This is a genomic window from Ruegeria sp. YTSC002 (assembly GCF_059609845.1).
Map to the genome: position 1 here is coordinate 128695 of NZ_JBXWML010000006.1, position 22606 is coordinate 151300.

Annotated in this window: 19 protein-coding genes; 4 read left to right on the forward strand and 15 right to left on the reverse strand. The window is 56.1% G+C overall.

Going from position 1 to position 22606, the window contains the following annotated elements; genetic code table 11:
• Nucleotides 1-63 precede the first annotated feature (63 nt).
• Nucleotides 64-1137, reverse strand: a complete 1074-nt coding sequence (locus AC2FFD_RS13390; protein ID WP_496873303.1) for an AbrB family transcriptional regulator — start codon at nt 1135-1137, stop codon at nt 64-66.
• Between the two features lie 65 nt (nt 1138-1202).
• On the opposite strand from AC2FFD_RS13390, the gene AC2FFD_RS13395 reads away from it, so the two are divergent.
• Nucleotides 1203-1886, forward strand: a complete 684-nt coding sequence (locus tag AC2FFD_RS13395; protein ID WP_257600936.1) for a GntR family transcriptional regulator — start codon at nt 1203-1205, stop codon at nt 1884-1886.
• Nucleotides 1887-2250: 364 nt separating this feature from the next.
• Here AC2FFD_RS13395 and AC2FFD_RS13400 read toward each other — a convergent pair whose 3' ends face one another.
• From AC2FFD_RS13400 to AC2FFD_RS13435, 8 genes are all read right to left on the reverse strand, one after another.
• Nucleotides 2251-5166, reverse strand: a complete 2916-nt coding sequence (locus AC2FFD_RS13400; RefSeq protein WP_496873304.1) for a M10 family metallopeptidase C-terminal domain-containing protein — start codon at nt 5164-5166, stop codon at nt 2251-2253.
• Nucleotides 5167-5657: 491 nt separating this feature from the next.
• Nucleotides 5658-7163, reverse strand: a complete 1506-nt coding sequence (locus tag AC2FFD_RS13405; protein WP_496873305.1) for a mannitol dehydrogenase family protein — start codon at nt 7161-7163, stop codon at nt 5658-5660.
• A complete protein-coding gene (locus AC2FFD_RS13410) occupies nt 7163-7936 on the reverse strand; it encodes an L-iditol 2-dehydrogenase (protein ID WP_496873306.1) in 774 nt (257 codons plus the stop codon). The genes AC2FFD_RS13405 and AC2FFD_RS13410 overlap by 1 nt, the downstream gene beginning before the upstream one ends.
• Nucleotides 7933-8937, reverse strand: coding sequence for an ABC transporter ATP-binding protein (locus AC2FFD_RS13415; RefSeq protein ID WP_496873307.1), 1005 nt, complete (start codon nt 8935-8937; stop codon nt 7933-7935). Before AC2FFD_RS13415 ends, AC2FFD_RS13410 begins: the two co-directional genes overlap by 4 nt.
• A 12-nt stretch (nt 8938-8949) precedes the next feature.
• Nucleotides 8950-9780: a carbohydrate ABC transporter permease gene (locus AC2FFD_RS13420; RefSeq protein WP_170345413.1), complete on the reverse strand. Its 831-nt coding sequence runs from the start codon at nt 9778-9780 to the stop codon at nt 8950-8952.
• Nucleotides 9781-9792: 12 nt separating this feature from the next.
• Complete coding sequence (locus AC2FFD_RS13425) at nt 9793-10659, reverse strand: carbohydrate ABC transporter permease (RefSeq protein WP_170345412.1); 867 nt, start codon at nt 10657-10659, stop codon at nt 9793-9795.
• Between the two features lie 107 nt (nt 10660-10766).
• Complete coding sequence (locus AC2FFD_RS13430; RefSeq protein WP_257600941.1) at nt 10767-12071, reverse strand: ABC transporter substrate-binding protein; 1305 nt, start codon at nt 12069-12071, stop codon at nt 10767-10769.
• Nucleotides 12072-12165: 94 nt separating this feature from the next.
• Entirely contained in the window at nt 12166-13191 is a 1026-nt protein-coding gene (locus AC2FFD_RS13435) for a LacI family DNA-binding transcriptional regulator (RefSeq protein ID WP_170345410.1), read from the reverse strand.
• Nucleotides 13192-13539: 348 nt separating this feature from the next.
• On the opposite strand from AC2FFD_RS13435, the gene AC2FFD_RS13440 reads away from it, so the two are divergent.
• Nucleotides 13540-14760: an adenylate/guanylate cyclase domain-containing protein gene (locus AC2FFD_RS13440; RefSeq protein ID WP_480684872.1), complete on the forward strand. Its 1221-nt coding sequence runs from the start codon at nt 13540-13542 to the stop codon at nt 14758-14760.
• Between the two features lie 227 nt (nt 14761-14987).
• Here the strand turns inward: AC2FFD_RS13440 and AC2FFD_RS13445 are convergent, their stop codons facing one another.
• The 3 genes from AC2FFD_RS13445 to AC2FFD_RS13455 are packed head-to-tail and all read right to left on the reverse strand — an operon-like array spanning nt 14988 to nt 17621.
• Nucleotides 14988-15899, reverse strand: coding sequence for a PhzF family phenazine biosynthesis protein (locus tag AC2FFD_RS13445; RefSeq protein WP_496873308.1), 912 nt, complete (start codon nt 15897-15899; stop codon nt 14988-14990).
• 55 nt (nt 15900-15954) lie between these two features.
• Entirely contained in the window at nt 15955-16935 is a 981-nt protein-coding gene (locus AC2FFD_RS13450) for an alpha/beta fold hydrolase (RefSeq protein ID WP_171364352.1), read from the reverse strand.
• Nucleotides 16936-16994: 59 nt separating this feature from the next.
• Nucleotides 16995-17621 (reverse strand): pyridoxamine 5'-phosphate oxidase family protein, encoded by a 627-nt coding sequence (locus AC2FFD_RS13455; RefSeq protein ID WP_496873309.1) that lies wholly within the window; start codon nt 17619-17621, stop codon nt 16995-16997.
• A 117-nt stretch (nt 17622-17738) separates the two neighbouring features.
• Here AC2FFD_RS13455 and AC2FFD_RS13460 point away from each other — a divergent pair, with 117 nt between their 5' ends.
• The gene (locus AC2FFD_RS13460; protein ID WP_496873310.1) at nt 17739-18662 is read left to right on the forward strand and encodes a LysR family transcriptional regulator; all 924 of its coding nucleotides are present in this window, start codon (nt 17739-17741) and stop codon (nt 18660-18662) included.
• Nucleotides 18663-18902: 240 nt separating this feature from the next.
• Here the strand turns inward: AC2FFD_RS13460 and AC2FFD_RS13465 are convergent, their stop codons facing one another.
• The 3 genes from AC2FFD_RS13465 to AC2FFD_RS13475 form a co-directional block, all read right to left on the reverse strand.
• Entirely contained in the window at nt 18903-19550 is a 648-nt protein-coding gene (locus tag AC2FFD_RS13465; protein WP_170345405.1) for a response regulator, read from the reverse strand.
• Nucleotides 19547-20689 (reverse strand): sensor histidine kinase, encoded by a 1143-nt coding sequence (locus tag AC2FFD_RS13470; protein ID WP_171615240.1) that lies wholly within the window; start codon nt 20687-20689, stop codon nt 19547-19549. Before AC2FFD_RS13470 ends, AC2FFD_RS13465 begins: the two co-directional genes overlap by 4 nt.
• Before the next feature lie 512 nt (nt 20690-21201).
• On the reverse strand, nt 21202-22047 hold the full coding sequence (locus tag AC2FFD_RS13475) for a LysR family transcriptional regulator (protein ID WP_496873311.1): 846 nt from the start codon (nt 22045-22047) through the stop codon (nt 21202-21204).
• 86 nt (nt 22048-22133) lie between these two features.
• Here AC2FFD_RS13475 and AC2FFD_RS13480 point away from each other — a divergent pair, with 86 nt between their 5' ends.
• Nucleotides 22134-22601, forward strand: a complete 468-nt coding sequence (locus AC2FFD_RS13480; protein ID WP_170345402.1) for a c-type cytochrome — start codon at nt 22134-22136, stop codon at nt 22599-22601.
• Nucleotides 22602-22606: the final 5 nt, after the last annotated feature.

Here is a 22606-nt window from a genome sequence, read left to right on the forward strand (position 1 = left end):
TAACCTTTGAACTCGGTGGTTCCGGCGCATGGAAACTATGCGGCCGCGGCCAAAAGCATTTGGCTAATTCCGAGGTCCGGACCAACGCAAGATCAGGTTGGCTGCGACGGGTGCGCCGATGATGACAAGCACGATCCGCGTCAGGTGATGACTGATTACAAAGCCCAGATCGGCGCCCGAGACGATGGCCAGAACCGTCATCTCGGCCTGCCCTCCGGGTGCGAAAGCCAGAAAGGCTTCGACGGGCCGCCCCAAACCAACAGAGGTGACAAGGGCAGTGAAACCCGCCGCCAGAACTGCAAGTACGACAACATATGCAACGCCCGCAGCTACAACCCGGCGCAGCTCCCCCCAGGTTACGCCAACAAATTTTTCTCCAATCGCGCAACCGATGAAAAACTGCGCGACCAGCACGGCTTCGCGCGGCGGGCGAGAATGGATGAAATCCCCCAGCGACAAGGCGGCTGTTAGAATCATCGGACCAAGGATGGATGCGCCGAAAAGCCCTATTCTCTCTCCTCCCTTCCAGCCGATGAAAGCCGCCAGAACCATCAGCAGCAGTTCATGAACAGGTAGCTCACGCGCCGGCTGTCCTATGGGATTGGTGAGTTCCGCATCGTAGAAAAGCGTCAGAAACAATGGCGCCAAAGTGACGATGATCAACACGCGCGTACCGTGGATCAGGGAAAGGGTTCTTGGGTCGGCTCCGGCCTCGGTGCCGAAAATGATCATGTCCTGCAAACCGCCCGGCATCGCTGCGTAAAAGGCAGTTTTTTCGTCAAACCCCCAGATTTTTCGAAAAAACGGCACACCAACAAAAGCAATCAGGATTATGAAGACGGGAACCAGCAGGATCGATGCGGCCATCTTGGGCAGTTCGACGAAAAGTGCCGGCGTGATCGAGGCACCAACTGCTACGCCCAGAATCGTTCTGGCGGCGACGGAAACCTGCCCAAACCCTTGCATTGGCGCCTGGGCAAGCGCAGCGATCAGGCAAGCTGCCATGGGGCCGAACAAGAACGGCAACGGCAGGTCCAATACCCCGAAGACCGCTGTGCCAAGCGCTGCAATCCCAAACGTCACCGACCTTTTCACAAGGGGGGAAGGGTGGTCCTTCAAGATGGGCAAAACCTGCATTCCATTGCCATTGACCCGCAATGTGTTCAATTGTATTCACTTGGATACAAAGTGCAAGCAAGAACATGATGACCTTTCAGGACGACCCAATTCAGCCAGGCCCCCAAGGCAATTCCGTGTATCAACGGTTGCTGGACGAGATTCGCGAAGGGGCGCTTTTGCCCGGCGATCGCTTGAGAGAGATTGACCTGTCCAATCGGTTGGGCGTCAGCCGGACTCCTGTGCGCGAAGCGATCCGGCAGCTTGAGGCGGATGGGCTTGTCACGCATGTGCCAAGGCAGGGCGCAACGGTCCGAAGCCTGAGTTATGCCGAGGTGATGGAGCTTTATGAGATGCGTGCCGTGCTTGAAGGCACTGCGGCCCGCCTGGCGGCCCGAGCCGCGTCAGATATCGAATTGGACGAACTGGAGGTGCTGAACGACCAACTTGCCCAGGCAGGTACGGGGCCGGAGGCCGCCCGGATCAACAGGGTGTTTCACGCCACCCTGCTGGATGTAGCCAAGAACCGGTTTCTGGCGAAATCCATGCTTTCATTGCAAAAGGCGCTGCTGATACTCGGGCCGTCGCAACTGTTGGACAATGAACGGGCGGATGCCGCAGTCGCGGAACACAGGCGCATTATGGCAGCCCTCAAATCGCGAGACAGCGCTGCGGCCGAGATGGAAATGCGAACACATATTCAAGCCGGCCAGAGGATGCGCATTCGCGCACTTCAGGAGCGCGACCGCACAACCGATCAGGGCCAATAGGACAAACAGATTGTTTCTCCTCGTAACGTTGCTTGGAAAATCACCGTGATCGATGGCGGCAATTCGCGCAGCACCCTATGGGTTTTGGACGTTGCCAGACCTGCCCGGAAACCCAGGTGGTGCTTTGACGGTGGCAGCTTGTGTTGCCGCGGCTCCGCTCTGGCAAAAGCCCAACCCAAATCCTGGCGAACCGCCTGCTTGGGGTGGCGTTTTTGCTTTCACCCTGCTGTTTCGTTTCCAGGGCTGACAACGCGGTCCCGGAAGGCCGGGGGGCTGATCGAAATCGCAAGCCTATTCAGCGCACTGCGCCAGAAACGGCACCGTCAGTTTGACAGAAAGGGCCGCCGCCAGCGCCAAAGCACATCTATATCCAAAAGCTGTCTTCGTCCAAAAGGGGCATATGCGTCAGACTTTGCTCGTCGCCCTCGATGTCCGTGTTTCCACTCAACAAGGTGGCCAATGGATCTTCGGAAACAGAGAGCACCGCGTCCTGAGCCTGATGCAAGCTTACCAGCGTGTAGTCGTCTTCTGCGTCTTCGTGACCGTCAAGATCAGGGGCGAACTTCAGATAATCGACCGTTTCATCCCAATCAGACATTCCCAGGTTTTCTGCGCCTGTCGGTGTGTTCTGATCATCTGTCGCAACTCGAGCGAGTTTGGGCAGTCCGTTTCCTACTGTCCCACTGCCGTCGATATCAAAGCCATAGAAGGTTTCGACTGCCGCAACGTCAGGGATGGTGTTGGAACCGACATATACACCATTGGAATCCGTGACCCATTCCCCGTAGGACCCATCCGCATTCTTCCACAGCACCCGGTAGCCGCCGCCCGAAGCCTCGGCCTGGATGGCCTGCCAGCCGGGGAAACTGTTCGGGCCGACAGTGGCGTTGTTGAATGTCAAAGTCGTGGTGCCGTCAATCAGATACTCACCCCGGGTTGACGCCCCCAGCATTGTCCCGCCGTTGGATTCAACGTTGATCGTTCCATGACCCGTCAACCCGTCATTGTTCAGATCAACGCCATAGAAGACCTCTACATCCGCAACATTGTCGATCGTTGCACTGCTCTGGAATTCACCAGCCGCATTCGTGGTCCATTCACCATAGGACCCATCCGAATTCTTCCACAACACCCGATAACCGCCGCCCGAAGCCTCGGCCTGAATGGCCTGCCAGCCGGGGAAACTGTTCGGGCCGGCAATAACCTGGTTGAGCTTCAAGTCGATGCTGCCGCCGATTACATATGCGCCATTGGTTGACCATCCCAGCGCCGTGGAACCGTTGGACTCGATGCTTGTCGTGATATGACCAATTTGTGCATCATTGTTCAGGTTGGCGCCATAGAAGACCTCGACATCCCGAACGTCGTCTATGGTGCTGCTGCTGACAAAACGACCACCGGCATCGGTCACCCATTCCCCAAACGTGCCGTCCGTATTCTTCCACAGCACCCGGTAGCCGCCGCCCGAAGCCTCGGCCTGGATGGCCTGCCAGCCGGGGAAACTGTTCGGGCCGGCCTTGGCACCGTTGAGGGTCAGTTCAATGGTGCCGTTAATCAAATACGAACCCAGGCTTGAAGAAACGAGCGTCGTGGAGCCATTGGTTTCAACCGTGACCGTGCCGTGACCCGTCAGCCCGTCATTGTTCAAATCAGCGCCATAGAAGGCCTCAACATCTGCCACATTGCCGATGCTGCTGCTGCTGAGGAACTGACCATTGGAGTTGACGGTCCATTCCCCATATGTCCCATCCACGTTTTTCCACAGCACTTTGTAATCGCCGCCCGAAGCCTCGGCCTGAATGGCCTGCCAGCCAGCGATCGTGTTTTGACCAACAGCCTGACCATTGAATATCAGCGTCACGTTCGAACTGCCTGCATCCAGTACGTAAATGCCCTGACTTGCATGTTTCAGCGTCGTACCGGTCGTTTCGATATCCGAAAGCTGCATGGCAGCCTCGATATTCGAACGGGTATACGTCTGTGATCCATTCAGGAACTGAATGGCCTCGACATCATCTTCCACCGTGAAGGTAATACGTGACACGGCATCGATAAATTCGTATTTCGTGCCGTTTTTGATGAACAGATAACTGCTGATGGCGCTGACAAATCGGACTGTGTCAGTACCGCTTCCTCCGGAAAACGAGCCGGCATTGTTGGTCACAATGGCCCAATCGTCGCCCTGGCCACCGAAAACCTGGTCAGCGCCGGAACCGTTCGCCAGATAAATGGTGTCGTTCCCAAAGCCGCCATAAACGGTGTTGTTGTTGGTTCCGTCGGACACTGAATAGATTTTGTCGTGGCCATGGTTGCCATTCAGAACGTTCTGAGCGGTGTTCCCGACGATCACATCATCACCGGTCCCTCCGGTCGCGTTTTCGATCACAACGCCATGAGCGATTGTAAAGCCACCCTTTATGCCCTCTGCGTAAGACACTACGCCGCCGCCCGTGTCGGAATAGTCCAGTGTTGCGGCCCGCAGGTCGATCCGCGCCTTGGAACTGCCGACATGCTGGATGGTATCGTTTCCACCAGTATCCCAAATAGACTGATAGCCGGTACCCGCAACGTTTGCCGAGGGGAGCGTGTAGGTATTGTTGGCTGAGTTGTGGCTGGTATTGGCGCCATACATCGCCTGCAACGCAGCAATGTCCAAAGCGCCAAGACCCGTTGAACCACCATAAGTCGCGTTGACCGAGAGAATTCCGTTCTGTTCGGTCCAGCCGTCATTATACGACATCACCGTGTAGACACCCTGATTCAGGTTGCCGGCCCCGAATGAATTAAATGGTGATGTGACACCATTCATCACGGTTGTACCCAAACCGGTGTCGTGGGGGTGGCCCAACCCAAGCGCGTGGCCCAACTCATGTATCAAGGTTGTAAAGAAAAACCCGCCCGGATCGCCGTTTCCATTTGCTCCGGCAGTCCAGTAAGCGGTGTTGAAAGCGCCTTCGGAGGGACGACTTGATGGCGTATAGTGGTAGCCAAGCGTTCTGGGATCTGAAAAAAAGCTTGTGGGCGCAATAACCTCAACCAAGTCGGCTGAAGCACTGCCGGACTCGACAAAGCTCACATTTGCGACGGCCTCGATAGCAGAGAGAGCGGCTCGGAATTCTGCCTTGTATTCCGCAGTCCACGCTTGTGTGCCCGCGTATTGTTCGAAGTGATAAGAAATTGTAGTGGTCGAAGGATTGCCGTCAACGTAGGCAACATAACCTTGTATCGAGCTGAGCGGAGAAGAAGCGGAAGGTCTTGGAATTATAGTCGTAGTAGCCATTGCTCAGCCCTGTACCTCGGAAGATTAGATTGCACTCGGATGCACGCTCAAATTGTTCTTTTTATGACAAACTACGATGCACCGGCTCTTTTGAAGCAGCAGGAGACACCATGTTTCAAATGACACTTTCTTTCAACGGCAGAACCGTCTCATAAGTGCAACAGAAACCCGCGATCCTTGGCTGAACCGGGCATCTGCGGCCGAATATGGTTTGGGCGTTCTGCCCAGTTTTTGTTCCACTTTTTTGGACCCGTTTTCGAAGCTTTTCATCCCGCCGCAAGCTTTTGCTAATTCCTGCCCGGGCTTGTTCGATGGGCTCTGTTGTGTGGATATGCCCAAAGTGATGAACCGGTCAGCGTCGCCGAGGATGACATCCACGCCACTTTCGCCAGATTGCAGGCCCCGATTTGCGCCAATGCCAGACAAAGTTGCACAAGCCCAAAAACCGCGCCGCATGGACACCGATCGAACGGAGCGCCGAGAGCGATTTGCTACGTTGAACCGTTGGCGGCATACTCAGCGATGGCCGCCCGGCTGCCACGTTGCCATATCAGCGTCAGCCAGCGGGCAAAGGCGTTGGAAAACTGTGTACTGATTCCAAAGTCACCGCTGTAGAAACCCTGCTCCAGCCAAAGCTCAGGTTCGGTTTTGGACGCCCGCGCAGTGCTGTTCAGGCTTTCCCACTGGGGGTCATTAGGAGCGATCTCGGAGCCATCTTCACGAACACCCGCACACATCCGGCACCAGAACGCTTCGGCAAGCGCGAGCCCACTTACAGAAGAACCTGATGCAAGTGCATCGCGCAGCGACGGCAGCAAAAATCCCGGATGTCGTGCCGATCCGTCGAACGCAACCCTGCGTGTGGTATCGTGAATCGCAGTGTTTGCAAATCGCCTCTCAACCAACTCAAGGTATTCTTGCGCAGTTGTTTCGGGAACGGCTTCGACATGAGGCAGGATTTCTTCAGCTTGCACTTTGCCAAGGAATGCCACGATGTCCGGGTCCTTCATGCAGTCGGCAATCGTCGGAACATTCAGTATTTCTCCGACATTTGCCAGCAGTTGATGACCTCCGTTCAAAATGCGCAACTTCATTTTCTCGTAACCATGAACGTTGTGGGTCAGTGTTACGCCGACCTTTTCGAGAGGCGGGCGCCCGGCACAGAAGGCATCCTCGATGACCCATTGGCGAAAGTTTTCATGCGAGACGGGCGCTCTGTCATCGACGCCAAGGGCGTGGCATTGCGATACCAGTTGGTCGGTCGTCGCAGGCACGATGCAATCCACCATCGAGTTCGGAAACGCGCCATGCCTGTCGATCCAGCTGGCCAGTTCCGGGTCGGACATGCGCGCCAATCCCACAACACAGTTCCGCAAAATCGTTCCGTTGCCTTGAAGATTGTCGCAGCTGAGCGCCGTAAACGGCTTCGAACCCTCGGCACGCCGCCGTCTGAGCGCCGCAACCATCGCGCCGAAGGCCGTACGTGGCTGATTGGGATTTTCTGCATCATGACGGATATCTGCGTGATCGAAATCGAATGCACCGCTGTTGGCATCCAGAAAATACCCACCTTCGGTTACTGTCAGCGAAACGATCCGGGTGGCCGGGTCGGCCATCGCCTGGATGAGTGCGGTGTTGTTTTCCTCGATCGGCAGATAATCGATCATTGGACCAATCACCTCGGCAGACATTCCGTTTGGTCCCAACTCGATCAGGGTTGTAAGGCAGTCCTGTGCAAGCAGTCGCTCTCGCATAGCAGCGTCATAGCTTCGCACACCCGCCCCAACGATTGCCCAGTCATGGGCCAGCCCCTGCTGCATGAGCTGGTGAACATACCAGGCCTGATGCGCGCGATGGAAATTACCCAATCCAATATGAACGATGCCCGGCGTCAGATCCGTACGTTCGTACAACGGGGTCTTCACGGTGGTTGGCAGCTCAGAGAGGCTCTCTTGCCGCAGCCGTGTCGGGGATTTTGCGTTCGCCACAGGGTCCATCAGCTCATCCAGTTTCCACCGTCGACGTTATAAGTCTGCGCGACGATATACCTGGCCTCTTCAGAGGCCAGAAAAACCGCCATGCCTGTCAGGTCTTCCGCGCGTCCCATGCGGCCATATGGAACAGCTGCCGCCACTTCACGCTTTTTCTGGCCAAGGGGCTTGCCTTCATGCTTTGCAAAAAAGGCGTCCACGCCATCCCAATGTTCGCCATCGACGACACCGGGGGCAATCGCGTTTACATTGATTCCATGAGAAATCAGGTTCAGCCCCGCCGATTGGGTCAGGGATATGATCGCCGCCTTGCTGGCGCAGTAGACAGCGACCAAAGGTTCACCCCTTCGCCCGGCCTGCGAGGCCATATTGATAATTCGGCCTTTGGTTCCGTGCTCGATCATATGTTTGGCAACGGCCTGCATCGTAAACAGCGCACCCGCGACGTTGATGTCAAAAACGCGATTGTAGTCGGCGCGTTCAATCTCGACGATTGGTGCGGCGGTGAAGATGGCTGCGTTGTTGATCAGAATGTCGATCGGGCCGAAATGGGTCGCGGTTATTGCTATGGCCTGATCGATGCTCTGCTGGTCGGTCACGTCCATCTCGACAGCGAAAGCCGTCGCGCCGATCCCGGCGACCGCGTCCTGCGCGCGCTGGAAATCGATGTCGGCGACGACGACTCGCGCGCCCTCTGCCACATAGGCCTTGGCAAATGCCAATCCAATGCCCCGCGCAGCCCCGGTAATCAGGGCGGTTTTGCCCGTCAGACGTTTCATTCGATCCGCAGACCTTCTGCGTCAAATCTGTGGATCACATCGGCGCGTGGGGTCAGATGAATGCGATCCCCATGGCGGAAACCAACCTCGCCGTCTGCACGTACGGTAATCGTTTCAGCCAATCCGGTTTCGTGGATATGGAAAAATGTGTCCGAACCAAGGTGTTCCGAGACGCTGACGACCCCGGACCATTCTCCTTCGGTTTCCGAAACTGCAATGTGTTCCGGTCGAATGCCGATCGTTTGGGCGCCGCGCTTTGCTGCTTCCGGCCCTTCGATGAAGTTCATCTTGGGCGAACCAATGAAACCTGCAACAAACAGGTTGCGTGGCGTTCGGTACAGTTCCAGCGGGCTGCCAACCTGTTCGATCACGCCCGCCTGAAGCACAACGATCTTGTCCGCCATCGTCATGGCCTCGACCTGATCGTGGGTGACGTAGATCATCGTTGTCGCGAGGCGCTCGTGCAGCTCGCTGATCTCCAACCGCATGCCGACCCGAAGTGCTGCGTCGAGGTTTGAAAGCGGCTCATCGAACAGGAACGCGGCCGGTTCACGAACGATGGCCCGACCAATGGCGACGCGCTGACGCTGACCGCCGGACAACTGGCCCGGGCGGCGATCCAGGTAGTCGGTCAGGTTCAAAACGCTTGCCGCGCCCTCAACCCGCTTGTCGATTTCAGCCTGATCCAGTTTCGCCATGCGCAGCGGAAATGCGATGTTCTTGCGCACGGTCATATGCGGGTAAAGCGCATAAGACTGGAACACCATTGCCAGCCCTCGTTTGGCGGGCGGCACATCTGTTGCATCTGCGCCATCGATTTCTATGTGGCCGCTGGTGATATCCTCCAGCCCCGCGATCAGGCGCAGCAGCGTGGATTTACCGCAGCCCGAAGGGCCGACGAAAACGGTGAACTCGCCATCTTCAATGGTCAGGTCCAAGGGTGGAATAACCTCAACGTCGCCAAATTTCTTGGTCACAGACTTGAGTTGTATACGTCCCATGAGTCGTGTTCCTTATTTCACAGCGCCGAAGGTCAGGCCGCGGACAAGTTGTTTCTGGCTGAACCAGCCAAGGATCAGGATGGGTGCAATCGCCATGGTCGAGGCCGCGCTGAGCTTGGCAAAGAACAAACCTTCCGGGCTGGAATAACTGGCGATGAAGGCCGTGAGCGGTGCAGCATCAACGGCAGTCAGATTGAGCGTCCAGAAAGCCTCGTTCCAGGCCAGAATGAAGTTCAACAGCACGGTCGAAGCGATGCCGGGAATGGCCATTGGGGTCAGGACATAGAGGATTTCCTCTTTCAAAGTCGCGCCGTCCATGCGCGCCGCTTCCAAGATCTCTCCGGGAATTTCGCGGAAATACGTGTAGAGCATCCAGACAATGATCGGCAGGTTGATCAGCATCAGAACCACGACCAGCCCGCCCCGGCTGTCCAGCAGGCCGAGTTGAATGAACAGCAGATAAATCGGATACAGGACACCAACCGCGGGCAGCATCTTTGTGGACAGCATCCAGAGCAGTATATCCTTTGTGCGTTTGGAAGGGACAAAGGCCATCGCCCATGCGGCCGGTACGGCGATGATGACGCCCAGAAGAGTCGAGCCTCCGGCAAGGATGACCGAGTTCCACAGGAACCGCATGTAATCCGAGCGCTCTTGCACGATGGCGTAATTCTCAAGCGTCCAGTCGAAGTTCAGAAACAGCGGAGGGCTGGCAATGGCCTGCGCCTCGGTTTTGAAGCTGGTCAGGATCGTCCAGAGGATCGGGAAAAAGATCAGCAGACCAACGGCCCATGCAAGGACAGTGTTCAGCGATTTACGGCGGGATGTGACGGAGCGGGCCATGAACTTATCTCCTCACGCGTCCAGGTTCTTGCCGACGATGCGCATCAGGAAGATCGCAACGATATTGGCAAGGATGATGGCGTAGACACCTCCGGCTGATCCAAGGCCGACATTCTGGCTTTCCAGCACGCGCTGGAAGATCAGGTAGGTGAGTGTACGGGTGCCGAAGGCGCCGCCGGTGGTCACGAAGATCTCGGCGAAGATCGACAAAAGAAAGATAGTCTGGATCAGGATCACAATGGTGATCGCACGGCCCAGATGCGGCAGAATGATGTGATAAAAGCGCTTCAACGGCGGCGCGCCATCCATCTCGGCGGCTTCCAGTTGTTCACTGTCCAGCGACTGAATCGCGGTCAGCAGGATCAGCGTTGCAAAGGGCAGCCATTGCCACGAAACGATCATGATGATCGAAGTCATCGACGCCTCGGACAACCACGAGATCGGCTCGGCGCCGAAAAAGCGCCACAGATGCGCGAGCAACCCGTTCACGGGATCCATGAACATGTTCTTCCAGACCAGCGCAGATACGGTCGGCATGACAAAGAAAGGTGCGATGACAAGGATACGAACAACGCCTTGCCCCCACATCGGCTGATCCAGCAGCATCGCAAGCAGAATGCCAAGAACGACTGTGATGATCAGAACACCGCCAACAATGACCAGCGTTGCCTGCACCGCGGGCCAGAACGTGCTGGACGAGACAAAGCGGACATAGTTGTCGAACCCGACCCAGCCCAGATCACCCCCCCGCAGAGGCAGATATTTTTTGAAAGAAAAGTACAGCGTCATCGTCAGCGGCACGAGCATCCAGCCAAGCAGCAGGACCACCGCGGGTGCCATCATCAGGCGAGCAACGGATCGGGAATGTTGAGTAGCCATTACGCAAACCCTCTCTGTTCAGGCGTAACTCAGCCTGCGGGAAAAACGCGAATTGTGGAAGTGGTGAGCGGGGGACAGATCACCTGTCCCCCACCGGGAGGGAAGCCTCAGTATCCTGCGGCTTCCATTTCTTCAGCCGTAAAGGCCTGCGCCTTTTCAAGCGCTTCTTCTACGGTCTGCTGTCCGGCATAAACCGCCGAGAATTCCTGGCTGACCTGCGTGGCAATGCCAGCGAACTCGGGGATCGCAACAAACTGGATGCCGGTATAGGGCGTCGGTTTGACACAACAGTTCTGCGGGTCGGCCGCAAGGATCGACTTCAGCGTCATTTGCGCGAAAGGAATGTCCTTGTAGTTGGCGTTCTCATAGAGCGAGCTGCGCGCACCCGGAGGGACGTTGGCCCAACCTTCGTTTTCCGCCACCAGTTCGATGTAGTCCTTCGAGGTTGCCCATTCGATGAACTGCTTGGCCGCATCCTCTTTTTGGGTGCCCGCCGGAATGGCCAGTGCCCAGGCCCACAACCAGTTGGCGCGTTTGTCGATGCCTTCCGAATTTGGCGCCAGTGCAAACCCGACCTTGTCTGCGACGGTTGAATCATCCGGGTTTGTCACGAAGGACGCCGCAACGGTGGCGTCGATCCACATACCGCACTTGCCTTGCTGGAACAGAGACAGGTTTTCGTTGAAACCGTTGGTCGCGTAGCCGGCAGGGCCTGATTCATTCATCATGTCGACAAAGAAAGTCAGCGCCTCTTTCCACTCAGGCTGGTCGAACTGAGGCTTCCAGTCCTCATCAAACCATCGTGCGCCGAAGGAATTCGCGGTCACGGTGATAAAGGCACCGCCTTCACCCCAACCCGCCTTGCCACGCAGGCAGATGCCGTTGATATCGTTGTCACGGTCCGTCATCGCAGCCGCCGCCTCGCGGATGAACTGCCATGTTGGCGCCTCAGGCATCTCCATCCCGGCCTTTTCCATCAGGTCGGTGCGATACATGATCATCGAGCTTTCGCCATAGAACGGTGCCGCATACAGCGTACCCTCATGGCTCAGGCCACCCGCCATCGCAGGAAGCAGATCGCCGACATCATATTCCTCTGACAGTCCATCCAAAGGAACCAACCAGCCATTCGCGCCCCAAATCGGCGTTTCGTACATGCCGATGGTCATGATATCGAACTGACCACCCTTGGTGGTGATGTCGGTGGTAACACGCTGACGCAGGACGTTTTCCTCCAGCGTCACCCATTCCACGTCAATACCGGTCGCCTCGGTGAAGTTGTCGGTATAGCCCTGCATCCGGATCATGTCGCCATTATTGACGGTTGCGATCGTGATCGTTTCTGCATGGGCCGCGGCCGTTGCGACTAAGGTCAGTGCCGTCGCCGCACGAAGTGCGTTCTTCAAATACATCCTTGTCCTCCCTGAGCTTGGATGCCGTACTCGGAAAGTAGTGCGTAATTTGTCGCGGCGTCAATAAAAACTTTACGCGCGTTAAAAAATGAAGCTACGCAGAATCCCTCAAAACCAGTCGTGCGGGGAATAACGTTTCCGATCGCGCCTGAAGTTTCCCGCCACTTTCAATGAGTTGGAACAGGGTTTCAACACTGCGCGCCGCTACATTATCATAGTCATGCGCTGCCGTTGTCAGGGATGGACATGTAAATTTTGCGAACGGGTGCCCATCATTCGAAGCTACACGCAACGTGCAATCCTCTTTCCGACCGACCCGAATCCCCTGTTCGTAGCAAGCGGCAAGAAAGCCGATGGCGAGCCGGTCATTGCTACACAGAACCGAGTTCGTCCTCAATTGACCTTCCTCCAAGATCTTCATCGTGCCTCTGTGTCCAATTTCTTCAAACGCCCAACCTTTGCCATCAACCTTGAGAATATGCGGCTCATGTCCGAGGCGCTCCATGATTTCGACATACGCCTTGCGCCGTTTGTTGGCATTGGGGTTTGCGGGTGTTCGCATTTCGAAGAAGGACGGGGGTTCACCAGTGCGGGTCATGTATTCGACGGTTTGCGACACAAAGCTAAAGTTATCCGATCCGACAAAGGCTGCTCCCAGACCATCAAGATTGCTGTCGAACAGAACGGTCGGCACATTGGCACAGAATTTCTCGATCGCAGATCTGTCCGAAATTCGGCCCAAAGGGGCCAAAAGAACACCGGCGGGTTTCATCGATTGCAAGCCGTCCAGAATTTCGTTCTCCAGCTTCTGCTCGCCATGAGAGCTGAACAGGGACGGCCGATAACCTGCCGCAATGCAACTTTGTTCCAGATAGCGTGCAATCTCGACAAAGAACGGGTCCGCCAGATAGGGCACGACGATTCCGATATTCTTGGTAAGCTTCCGGTTCTGGTTCACCGCGTAAATGTTGGGGCGATAGTCGAACCGTTCCAGCGCCTCTTCAATTCGGGCCCGCGTCGTGGGGCGAACGCTGTCGGGATCGTGAAAGTATTTGGAAACCGTAGGGCGCGAGATGCCGCTGAGCGCTGCAAACTCTTCCATGTTCTTTATCTTGGTCATGCCAGTCTGCCTGCTGGTATTGTTCGTCGTGAACTTATCATAGATTTACATATTCTTTGCGCGCGCTAATAAATCAATAGCCAGAGCGGCCTCGTGCTTCCAGCGTGCGACAAGGCGTTCAAAGGGTTTCGAGAGCGACGCCGGTCTTTTGGCAAGATTCATTCAAATTGATGACAAGGCTGGCGAAACGTATCCAGGAAGGTCTGTGTGTAGCTTGGCCGGCGCTTACGGCCGAGAACTGTGGACTGAACAGCAGGCTTGGACGGGGTAAGAAAAAGGCTAGAATATTATGATCGAACACTAAACCCAAATTCTTGACGATCTTATCTAAGCGATTGGTTTTAAACTATGGATGCTATTGCCCAACTGACCAATTGGATGATTGCCGAGGGGCGTCGTTCGGATGACCCGGAAAAAGTGGTGTCATATTTCTGTTCGTCTCTGACCGAGGCGGGTGTGCCGCTCTGGCGGGTCAATATCGGTCAGCGTTTCGCCAATCCGCTGCTCATCGCATGGGGGATCGTCTGGACACCGGATGGCACCGAAAGCTATGACGTGACACATGAGACCATGCTGACGGATGGGTATGTCGGCAGCTCATTCGAGTACATTCTTGAACATCGGAAGCCACTTCACAAAAGTCTGCGGCAATTGAACCCCAGGACTGAGCACTCATCATATCTTGATTTCGCTGAGCTGGGTGGCACCGATTACTATGCTACGTTGCTTTATTACGGAGACGGATCGCTGCACGGCTGTACTTTTGTCACCCGGTCGCCAGACGGGTTCTCGCCCCAGAATCTGAAAATGATAGAGGATGCACTGCCCGCTCTGTCCTCTGCTCTTGAACCTGTCACGATGCGCAAGTCGTCCAAAGGCCTTCTGAGAACCTATCTTGGCGATGGGCCTTCTGATGCTGTGTGGAACGGGCGGATCAAGCGAGGGGAACGCACGACCCTGGATGCAGTTGTCATGTTTTCTGACCTTCGTGGTTTCACCGCTCTTTCGGACAGGGCATCCGAAGAAGACGTTTTCGACATGTTGAGTGGATACTTCGATCTGGTTGTACAGTCTGTCGAAGAGAATGGCGGCGACATTCTCAAGTTCATGGGAGACGGCATTCTGTCGATATTCACTGTCGCGACACAGGAAGATTTGAACGACCAATGCAAAAGGGCAGCACGGGCCGCTCAAAGCGTTTTGACAGGCTTGGCCGCACTGAACCATCGCCGCGATGAGGCTCAGAAGCCGCCGTTGGACATAGGCATCGGAATCAATGTCGGGCAGGTCAGCTATGGCAATATCGGCAGTCCCGGCAGGCTGGATTTCACTGTTCTGGGTAGAGCGGTCAACCTTGCAAGCCGCATCGAGGGGTTGACGAAATCCCTGGGTCACAGAGTTCTGGCGACGTCAGCGGTTGCCGCTGCTTCGCCCGACCTGTTCACGGCTTGTGGGTTTCACGAAGTGCGAGGGCTTGCCGGATCCATCGAGTTGTATTCGCTCGTCGAGAAGGAGCATCAAGGCAGCCCCATGCCAGATCGCCGCATTGACCCGGACAACACGGATTGAGAGCGGTAAGCTTCTACCTTGTCCGCAACGGCCGGCTTCGATTTGGGCTGAGGGCGGCCAGGCATGCGCACTGCAAAGATCGGCAGCGCGCAGTCCGGTCCATGGAATCGGGCCTCGCCCTGCGCTGAGTATGGTACCGTCGCTGGACCCTTGGACGAGACGTATTCGAGTTCAAGGATCTGGGTGCAACCGAGACCGGTGCTGCGGACACACCTGGCATTTTCGCGTCACAAGGCAATCCGGGCCGAGGTCATGGCTTTTCCGTAACCACCGGCCATGAGGCCCGTGATTGCACCGTTCTCGATGTCCAGATCGACCTTTATCAGGCTCGGGCTCGCCGGCTTCATAAACACCCCTTGTTCAATTTCAAATGATCGCTGAGACGTGCCGCCGAAATCATGCAACACGCATGCCAGTGGCCCGGCCGCCATCCCCGTGGCGGCTTCTTCATCTATCGCGTATCTGGGTGCGAACATACGGGTTGTGGCGTCTCGGCTTGTTGCTGAGGGGTCCTTTGTGAAGACATAGTAACCTATCAGATCCAGTTGCTCGCTGATTTGCTTGATTTTGGCGAAATCCGGTCTGATCTTGGCAAGGCCTGCCGCATCAGAAAGACCGACAACGATGAAGCTGTTGCCGGTATTGACCAGAACCGGAGCAAACCTCTGATCCAGATCAGCATTGTCGATCCCGAGAGAACACAGTACATCGTCGAGTTTCACGCCCTTTTCGATCCATTCCTGAGCCCCCCAATAGCGTGGGGCCAATTGTTCCATATAGGCGGCGCCGTCTTTCACGAGTATGCGCCTGGGGCCATCAACAGTTTCCTTGGACGTATCGGGTTTGGGAATCCGGCCTAGCGCATCGAGGTGAGAGAAGGCGGCGATTGTTGCATGGCCGCAATGAGCGATGCGCCGGTTCGGTGTGAAGAAATCCAGCTTGAAGCCTTCCGTTTCGGAGCGAGAGACAAACGCCGTCTCGGACAATCCAACCCTTGCCGCCACGGTTTGCATATCGCGTTCGCTCAGATCATCAGCGTCCAGGACGACACCTGCGGGATTTCCTCCGGTGCCACCGTCGACAAACCCGTGCACGATTTCAACCGTTACTTCCTTGGCAGTGTTTGCTTGCGTGTTCATTGATCGTCTCCAAACATGAGGCCGCGCCCTTGATCGAGGCGCGGCCAGTTGCGCATCAGTTGCCGGCGGCGGTTATACGGTTCAGGAATGCAGTCATCTGTTCCGCAATCTCGGGCCCGTATTCTTCCAGCGCGAAGTGTCCGGTATCAAGCAGATGAAACTCAAGGTCTTTCAGGTCGCGCTGATAGGGCAGGGCGCCTTCGGCCGGAAAGATGTGATCGTTCTTACCCCACATCAGCAGCGCCGGGGGTTGATGCTCGCGAAACAACGCCTGCCATTTCGGGTACTCGGCAACGTTGGTGCCGTAATCCAGGAAAAGTTCAAGCTGAACCTCCTGATTGCCATCGCGATCAAGCAGGTATTGGACGTGCCAATAGTTGTCCGGGCTGATCCGTTCCGGACTCTGTACACCGTGGGTGAACTGCCACTTGGTCGCATCCAGAGTAAGAAATCCACGAAGCTGGTCGCCATTCTCTTTCGAGGGGTCGGCCCAATAGGCTTTGATCGGGTCCCAGAATTCTCGCAGCCCTTCCTCATACGCATTGCCGTTCTGAATGACGAAGCCGGTAACCCGTTCGGGCTGTTCCGCAAACATCCGGAATCCAACCGGGGCACCATAGTCCATCAGATAGACCGCGTATTGATCGACACCCTTTCGATCCAGCAGGGACGTCATGATTTCGGCGATATTCGCAAAGGAATACTCGAAGTCTTCGGCTTGCGGCATGTCCGACGCCCCAAATCCGGGAAAGTCGGGCGCGATCACGTGATAATGCCTGGCCAGCTCGGGGATAAGGTTGCGGAACATATGTGACGAGGTCGGAAAACCATGAAGCAACAGGACGGTTGGCCTGTTCGGGTCTCCGGCCTCACGATAGGCGATATTGACCTCGCCGATTTTTTCTGCGCGGAAATTGACCGCTTGGGTGGCTTCAATGCCGGTCTCATTGGCGATTGCAGGGGCCGGAGCGAATGGCACCGCGATGGTAAGCGCGAGCAGACTGGCGCTCAGGGTGGATTTCAGATTGCGCGACATGGGTATTTCCTTTCTTGTGGTTCTTGGGGCGCGTCTGGACGCGCGGGGTTCAGCATCGGTCAGCGTTGCTGGCCGGGCTTTTCTTTTTGATCTGCGTTTCGAGCTTTCAGTTCCGCCAATTCATCGCGAAGCGGCGCCAGATGCTCTTCAAACTCTTCCAGGGTCAGGCGCTGGGGGATGTGCTGCGGGCAGTTCCAGTCCATCGCTTCAAGCTTGATCACAATGGCCCGCTCCGGGTGGCCCCTGTAGTTCGGGTCATGCAAACGTTGCATCAGGGCCGGATCATCAGCGCCATCAACAAGTTTCGCCCGGCCCCAGATCTTGAGGCGTCTCCGGTTGGGATAGTCCATCAGGATCAGAGAAACGCGGTCGTTGTTCAGCAGGTTACCTGCGCTCAGATATTGCCGGTTGCCGCGAAAATCCGCGTAGGCCAGCGTCCGTTCATCCAGCACTTTCAGAAAGCCTGCCGGTCCGCCGCGAAATTGAACATAAGGCCAGCCGGTTTCAGAGACGGTCGCCTGATAGAAGCCGTCCCTTTGTGCGATGAAGCTGGCTTCGACCGGGCTGATGAGGTCTTCCTGTGCGGCGCCGGCCAGAAACTTTGCATAGCCTTCAGCCGATCCGTTCCTGGCCTGTGTTGCACGTACGGAAGGCGTAAAACTGATTTCTGCAAAAGGACGTGACATTGAATTCTCCATCTCAACCGGGCAGAGCCCTGGGGTTGAGGTGAAGCTAGTCAAAGCTTTGGTGTTGCAGAATATCCCTTTTCGGCAATATATTATTCCGAAATATGGAATAGTCGTTTGGATAGATTTCACGCTCTGAGCGTTTTTGTGAAGGTGGCCGAGTTGAAAGGCTTCGCTGCCGCAGCGCGCCACCTCAATATGTCGCCACCAACGGTAACCCGACTGGTCTCCATGCTGGAGGACAGCCTGGGGCTTCGCCTTTTTGTGCGCACCACGCGATCAGTCATGCTGACAGACAGCGGGCGAAGATTCCTTGAAGATGCCAGACGCATTCTGATGGATCTCGAGGAGGCAGAGCGTGCCGCCGTCGGATCCTATGCCGAACCGACCGGGGAACTCAGTGTGACCGCATCGGTGTTGTTCGGCCGAATGTTCGTCAATCCGATTCTGGGAGAATTTCTGGAACTGCATCCAAAGCTCTCCGCGCGCACTCTTTATGTGGACCGTGTGGTCAATCTGATTGATGAGGGCCTCGACGTCGGCATCAGGATTGGAAACCTTGCAGATTCAAGCCTGATGGCCGTGAGATGCGGTGCGGTGAGGCAGGTCGTGTTTGCCGCTCCGGCATATCTCGATACGCGCGGCGAACCTGACACACCCGACGACCTGGCCAATCACGCCATCATTAATTCAACTGCCCTGCACCCCTCGGCCCAATGGCATTTTCAAGAGAGCGAGACGGTCGTGACAAAACGTGTAAGTCCCCGCATCAGCATGAACACCAATGATGCGGTGATCGAGCTGGCCCTGCAAGGGCATGGCATCGGGCGGCTCTTGTCCTATCAGGTGGCACCGTACCTTGCGGACGGGCGGCTCAGGACCGTTCTGAATTCGTATGAACCACCCGAGATTCCCATCCATCTTGTGCATCAAGAGGGCCGTACCGTGTCTGCAAAAGTGCGTGCATTTGTCGATTTTGCGGCCAAGCGTCTCAAATCAGACCCCTATTTGGACGGATTCCAACACAGACCTGCGGGTTAGGCCAAAAGATCCGCCGAACCACGCCATCCGGTCGCGGCCAGGGTCGCCAGGGTCCTGACCGACAGATCACTCTGGGCATGCCCTTTGAGGTGAGCCCGCGCGAAACCTGCTAACATGCGCAACACAGCTTGCCACCGGACGGATTTGCGGGCACGAAACTGAAATTTCAGGTCCCGGGTACACACGCCTTTCGAAGCGATGGAGCCAGCATTGAGCATGCCATCACGTTTGACTGACGGCTTAGTCCGTCTTGCCCCAGGCATCGTGCGCGATCAGAGCGGCCTCGACCCGGTTTCGGGCGTGGAGCTTGGACAGGATTGCCGTCATGTAGTGTTTCACGGTTTTTTCCTGAAGATCCAGTTGATCTGCGATCTCCCGATTGCTCATCCCCTTCGCCACACGTCGAAGTATTTCTTCCTCGCGATGCGTAAGATCATCCAGGACATCACTATCCTTGGAATTCTCCGCCTCTCTGTTGATCTGAAGCAGAACGCGCGAGGCCAGCCCGGGCGACACGAATCCTTCGCCCGCGGCGATGCTGCGCAGTGAGGCGGTCAATTCGCTGGCTGTAACACCTTTGACGATGTAGCCGATTGCCCCGGCTTCCAAAGCATCCGCAACGTCACTGTTGTTTTCCGAGACCGTCAATATCGCGATGAATGGCGGGTTTGCCATAGCCGCGATTTTTCGCGTCGCATTTATGCCGCCCCCGGGCATCGAAAGATCGAGGATGGCGATGTCAGGTTGATGAATGCCGACAAGTGAAACTGCCTCATCCGCGCTCGAGCCGGCAGCGAGAACTTCGAAACCATCGGCTTCGTCCAATGTCCGGTGCAAACCGTCCCTGAAAATCGGGTGATCATCCGCTATTACGACAGATGTTGTCATGACGTACTCATCTTTCTGGGAAATAATGTCATTGTGACAGAGGTGCCTTTGCCAGGGCTTGACCAGACTTCGAACCTGCCACCGATACTCTCAACACGATCTCGCAAACCCAGAAGCCCCTGGCCTCCATCGTCGCGCAGTACTTTTCCGTCCGAGGGGTCAAATCCGGGCCCGTCATCGTCGACATGAATGACGACCCGATCGTCATGCGCCTTGCAAATGACGGTGCATCGAGAATTCGGAGCATACCTGGCGGCATTGGAAAGCGTTTCCTGAAGGAACCGAAAAACACACAACTTGTCGGAGACGGACAACTCGATCGTCTGGCTTCCCTGAAGTGAAACTTCTGGCCGCAGCGGGCTGTGTTCCGAGTGATCTTCTATGGCTCTTTTCACCACATCAATCAGCGCCAGATTGTCGATGTCCGGAGCGGACAAGCCCCGCGACAACGCACGAATTTCGGCCAGGGACTTCTGCAAAGACTGTTGTATTTCCTCAGCTTCCGCAGGCTTTTCTGGCCTGTCCGAGAACGCCGCCTCCAACCTGAGGGCCGCAAGGGACAGGTATTGAGCTGGGCCGTCATGAAGCTCGGAACCAAGTTTCTTCAGAAAGCGATCCGTTTGCGTGGCATATCGTTCCGACGCTTCGACCACGCGCGACCGTAGCCTGGCGTTCTGCTCTGCCATCTGCTCGCTCTCTTTCAGGCGCCGCTCCAACAGGCGCCCCTGGCGTCGAATGGTGTTGTCACCGATTGCCACGATGGAAAACAGAACGATTGTACTTGCCGTAAACGCTGATCCGACGACCAGCCAGCTTGTCCGCCGGGCTCTGGCCATATCAACTTCCAGCTGTTCCGCTTTTTCATAAAACTCTGCAACTGCAATGATATCGCCCGACCAGAGTTCTCGGATCGGGCTGTACACTTCAAGCAGCGGGATCCCAAGTGCTGCTTCTGCGGCGCTTTCGGCATGGTCGAGATCTTCGAACGAACCCGAAATCTCTCCACTCCAGGCTCGGCTCAGATCGTCAGTCGGATCGAAACGGCTTCCAATGATGGTCGGATCCGACGCGTGCGCGATCACGCCGCCTTGCTTCCAAAACTTGAAGGACACAATGCGGTCACGCAGTGGCTGGGTCATGAATATTTCGTCCAGTGCCCGCCTTGCTTGATCGGAAAGACGATCCCCGTATGCAAGTTCCTGACTGAGAGGGGATACGATACTCTCCATATACAGCGCCGCGGAGTTGGCGGAGTTTTGGACAACTGCATTCTCGATCCGATTTGACACCCACACGCCAACTATCGCGGTGGCCGTTCCCATCACGACAATGCAGGCCGCAAGAAAAACTCGCGACAATGACCAATTGCGAACTGACAGATCGGAAATCTCGGGTCTCATTTCGTGTTCAACTATGAACGACAATCCCTGTCCGCGCCACCGACCTTGGTCTGAACTCATAAGCGTTCGGTTTCAGAACTTGGCCCCTGTCATAACCCTTGTTCGCGCAATCGCGCAGACGGCGGACGGAAGGCACGCGTGGCCTTGCAGGAGCTAAACGGAGTTCGCCCGAACTCCGTCCAGACGATCAGCGCCTCGGCCCCGGAGCGTTTCTCGGAGGGGCCAAGCCTACTGGCGAGTTTTTTGATATGTCACCCGGGCAGAGCAATGGACAGGCGTTCGACCAAAGCTCTTTGTACGATGGCAAATCTCGGAGTGCGCGCTATCTCGTCCAGTGTCGCCACCCACAGCGGAACGTCTATTCCGGGATCAATTTCTGACGACCGATGAAGCCGAGGATCCGCATTCCCGATAAACGAGGGCAGAAACGCTTTGCCCACCCCGGATGCCGCCATCTGCTGAAGCACCAAAAAGCTGTCTGCCCCGTTGGTCATCTCATCGGCGCTGACATGTTCGGCCAACCATTTGGCAGGAAGCGAGCGGCTCAACGCCCCATCAAGCCTCATCCATTTTCGGTTTGGGGAACCATCGTCAAAAACGCCGAATGACAATGTTCCCGCTCGTTCGCTGACAAGCCCTTCTTCAAGTTTGATCGAGGGTCGCACCGCGATGTCCGCGGTCAACCTCGACAGATCATGATGGCTGTTGCCACTTAACAAAGTCAGTTCCAAGCCGGGGTAAAGCCGCGATATCTCAGTCAATATTTGGGGCAGTACAAGCTGACAAAGGCTGTCCGTGGACGCAATGCGGACCTGACCCACAGGGGACCGGTTTGCACCCACAATTGCCCGCTCTACGCAAAGTACCGCCTCTTCAACGCTTTCCATCGCCGAAAGAATTGCACTGGCCTCGGGCAGGGCGGTGTACCCTGACGGGTGTTTTTGAAAGATCACGCATCCAAAACGGTCTTCAAGCGCGGCGACTCTGCGCAGCACCGTTGCATGAGTAACACCCAGCGCCCCGGCAGCCGCATTCAGCGATCCGTGTTTCCTTACGGCCAGCGCGTACCGAAAATCATCCCAGTTTTGGTTGTGCATAAATTAACAAGGAACGACGAATAACAAACAATTACAAGAAAAAATGTTCAGGCTAGTATTCGACGCATTGAACAGGGAGACGCACAATGATGAAGAAAATCCCGGCCATTGCGGCAGGTTTGTTGTCGGTAGCCGTTATTGGATCAGCCATCGCCCATGAAAGCGAAAACCCGGCGGTGAAGGCTCGGACCTCGATCATGCAGCTTTATGCCTTCAACCTTGGCACATTGGGCGGCATGGCCAAGGGAGAGGTTGAATACGATTCCGAGGCGGCAACCCGGGCCGCGAACAACCTGGTTGTTCTGACTCAGATAGATCAATCCGCGATGTGGCCTGCCGGGTCCGACAATGCGTCCGACCCGTCTACCCGAGCCTTGCCAGCCATCTGGGAAAACTTCCCGGATGTAAGCGCAAAAGGTCAGGCCATGGCCGAAGCCGCGGTTGCGATGCAGGCGGCGGCAGGTCAGGATGTCGATGCTCTGAAGGCGGCGATGGGTGATCTGGGCGGATCATGCTCGGCATGTCACAAAGTTTACAGGGCGCCCAAAGACTAAAGGAG